At 43.3% G+C, this 3,324-nt stretch carries 3 protein-coding genes and 1 pseudogene; all 4 read left to right on the forward strand.

The window, feature by feature from the left end:
• The first annotated feature begins 41 nt into the window (after positions 1–41).
• Positions 42–1,170, forward strand: a pseudogene (locus tag IQ229_RS19540) (PCRF domain-containing protein).
• Between the two features lie 124 nt (positions 1,171–1,294).
• Positions 1,295–2,417 (forward strand): peptide chain release factor 2 gene (gene prfB / locus IQ229_RS19545; RefSeq protein WP_194046591.1). Its coding sequence is split into 2 segments (ribosomal slippage): positions 1,295–1,366 and positions 1,368–2,417, totalling 1,122 coding nucleotides; the frame shifts between segments, so codons are not numbered across the junction.
• 130 nt (positions 2,418–2,547) lie between these two features.
• Positions 2,548–2,703, forward strand: a complete 156-nt coding sequence (locus IQ229_RS19550) for a DUF3285 domain-containing protein (RefSeq protein WP_094350437.1) — start codon at positions 2,548–2,550, stop codon at positions 2,701–2,703.
• 123 nt (positions 2,704–2,826) lie between these two features.
• Positions 2,827–3,324: rRNA maturation RNase YbeY (gene ybeY / locus IQ229_RS19555; protein ID WP_194046593.1), on the forward strand; the 498-nt coding region annotated here is incomplete at its 3' end.

A 3,324-nucleotide genomic window follows, 5' to 3' on the forward strand; every position in this document is an offset into this window, starting at 1 on the left:
CAATAGGCAGTAAGGTATCAACCCCAGTGAGTAAAACCATGCTGGAACTTTTAAACATCAAACGCGAAGTAGAAAGGTTATCAAATATCTTGGCTAAGGCTGAAGGCTGTCTTTGACGTTCGAGAACTGAGTGCAAGAATTGAGGAATTGAATCAATTAGTTTCTCAACCTACTTTCTGGCATAATTCCGTTACTTCCCGTCAGACACTTCAAGAAATTGATTTCCTCAACTCTACAAAGAAACAATATCAGCGATCGCATTTCATTCTAGAAGATATCAAAGTTGCGCTAGAACTACTAGAATTATCTGCTGATGAGGAATTGTTGCAAGAGGCACAAACCAACCTTACCCAACTCCAGCAAGAACTCGAAACAGTAGAAATAGAACAATTACTTTCCGGCCCCTGCGACCAAAAGGGGGCATTCTTGGCAATTACGGCTGAGGTTGGAGGTATAGATGCCGAACACTGGGCAGCTATGTTATTGCAGCTATACTATCGTTGGGCAGTAAATCACAACCATAAAGTATATCTAGTGCAAGAGTCAGTAGGTGATTTAGGAGGGTTCAAATATGCCACCCTAGAAATTACAGGGCGTTATGCTTATGGCTGACTAAAATCGGAACAAGGAACTCATGCAAGAATAGAGCGAATTTCTCCTGTTCATGGCAATGGCAGACGGCATACTTGCCTAGCTAGTGTAGAAGTCAGCCCTATTTTAGATGAGTCTATTGATTTTGAGATTCCAGAGAAGCATTTAGAAATTACTTTGCCGCGCCATCGGGGGAGTGTCAACCGTCCAGAAACATGGGTGCGGGTGTTTCACATTCCTACCGGGATTAGTGTATTTTGTGATCAAGAACGCAGTCAGATGCGAAACAAAGAGAAAGCCTTAGCTATTCTCAAAAGTAAACTGTTTGCGGTCGCACTAGCCCAAGGTGTCCAGATTGACAAAATTCAACCCCGACACACAAAACCTCTATCCAACAAGCTCATCCGTGAATATATCTTGCATCCTTACACCAAGGTGAAAGATTTACGTACCAATGTAGAAACACCTGCTGCGACAGAGGTATTAGACGGTAAAATTGATTTGTTTATCAAAGCCTATCTGCAACAGCTAAATCACACTACTTCAGTGAGTGAAGAAGCGCTTGATAATTTCAAGTAAATTTTGTAACTTATACAAGTAGTGCAGAAAAAACCTGCCCAACTACAGCTAAAATCAAGAAACATAAGTAGAATAAAGAGCAATTTTCCACTACTAGCGCTCTATCTATCATTCAGCAAGCACTATGGAAGTTTTAGAACTCAAACGCGAAATCGAAACGTTGTCTGGCCGCCTGGGTAAAACCCAGGACTATCTTTGACGTACCTGCACTGACAGCCAAAATTCAAGACCTCGAAAAAATATCAGCACAGCCAGAATTCTGGAATGACCAAACCCAGGCCCAACAAACGCTGCAAGAACTCAACGACCTGAAAGCCCACCTCCAGCAATACGATCGCTGGCACGCCAATCTAGAAGATACTAAGGCAGTTGTTGAATTGTTGGAGTTAGAAACCGATGAGGCACTACTCCAAGAAGCAGAATCTACCATCACTAAACTGAATCGTGACCTGGATCAGTGGGAGTTACAACAGTTACTTTCTGGCCCCTATGATGCGGAAGGTGCTGTACTGACGATTAGTGCTGGTGCTGGTGGCACAGATGCTCAAGACTGGGCATTTATGCTGATGCGGATGTACACCCGTTGGGGCGAAGCTCACGGCTATAAGGTAACTTTAGCTGAAGAGTCGGAGGGTGATGAAGCCGGAATAAAATCGGCAACCCTAGAAATTACTGGTCGCTATGCTTATGGTTACTTGCGTTCAGAAATGGGTACACATCGCTTAGTGCGGATTTCACCTTTTAATGCCAACGGCAAGCGACAAACCAGTTTTGCAGGGGTGGAAGTGATGCCGCAGATTGATAACTCTGTGCAATTAGATATTCCAGACAAGGATTTGGAAATCACCACAACTCGTTCTGGTGGTAAAGGTGGTCAAAACGTCAACAAAGTAGAAACTGCGGTGCGGATTGTTCACCTTCCCACGGGTCTTGCCGTGCGCTGTACAGAAGAGCGATCGCAGCTGCAAAATAAAGAAAAAGCTCTAAATCGCCTCAAAGCAAAGCTGTTGGTCATAGCCAAAGAGCAACGCGCCCAAGAAATTGCCGAAATTCGTGGCGATATGGTAGAAGCCTCCTGGGGAAACCAAATCCGTAACTATGTGTTTCACCCTTACCAAATGGTGAAGGATTTACGTACAAATACAGAAACTACGGCTATTGGTGATGTGATGAATGGCGAACTTGATACATTCATTCAAGCTTATCTGCGCCAAGAAAATAAACTAGTGGAAAACACTCCGGCATAGAGGCACTCATTACATAACATCCCGATTGCTAAGGCGTTTCTCAGTGAAACGCCTTAGTAATATATAGGCGATCGCAATTCTATCCCAGACCAACTGTTACAGTTATAAAAGAGTCTGTAGACAAATAACTATGAGCAACTCACCTTCAACAGAACCTCAACCTAGCTACGTCAAACTCGCCATGCGAAACATGGTACGAAAGGGTGGAACTTCTTTAAAGCATTTTGGATTGACTGCTGTAGGGCTTTTAGCTCTGCTTGTTGGTCTTGCTTACCTCACTCACTAAACTAGTCATTAGTCATTAGTCATTAGTCATTAATTGTATTTAAAAGGACAGATGACCAATGACAAAGGACAAAGGACAGCCTTAACGACAATCGTAAACCTCAGACAAGGAGACTGTGTGCCCCTGAGAGTTGAACTATATGTGGAGGAGTATTTTTATGAGTTGTCCCCGACAACATCTGTAAAGATTGCCGAGACTGATGACCGAATTCCCCCTGAAACTTGGGAAAACTGGTTTAATCACTGGTTGGAAATACTTCAGCCTGAGATTCCACCAGCGCCAAGTTATGAAATCGGACTGCGTTTGACAGATGACTCGCAAATTCAAGAACTGAATACTCAATATCGTCAGCAAGATAAGCCGACAGATGTTTTAGCCTTTGCTGCTTTGGAGGTGGATTTTCCTCAAAGCAAAGAAATGCTTGCTTCTGTACCATTATACTTAGGTGATATTATTGTGTCTGTAGATACAGCACAGCGCCAAGCTCAACAACAGGAACATAACTTACTAACTGAGCTAGCCTGGTTAGCTGCTCACGGTTTATTGCATCTGTTGGGCTGGGATCATCCTGATGAAAAAAGTTTGGAGCGAATGTTAAAACAGCAAGTGGGATTGCTGAAT

The organism is Nostoc cf. edaphicum LEGE 07299 (genome assembly GCF_015207245.1).
In the GTDB taxonomy this organism is placed as follows: domain Bacteria; phylum Cyanobacteriota; class Cyanobacteriia; order Cyanobacteriales; family Nostocaceae; genus Nostoc; species Nostoc edaphicum_B.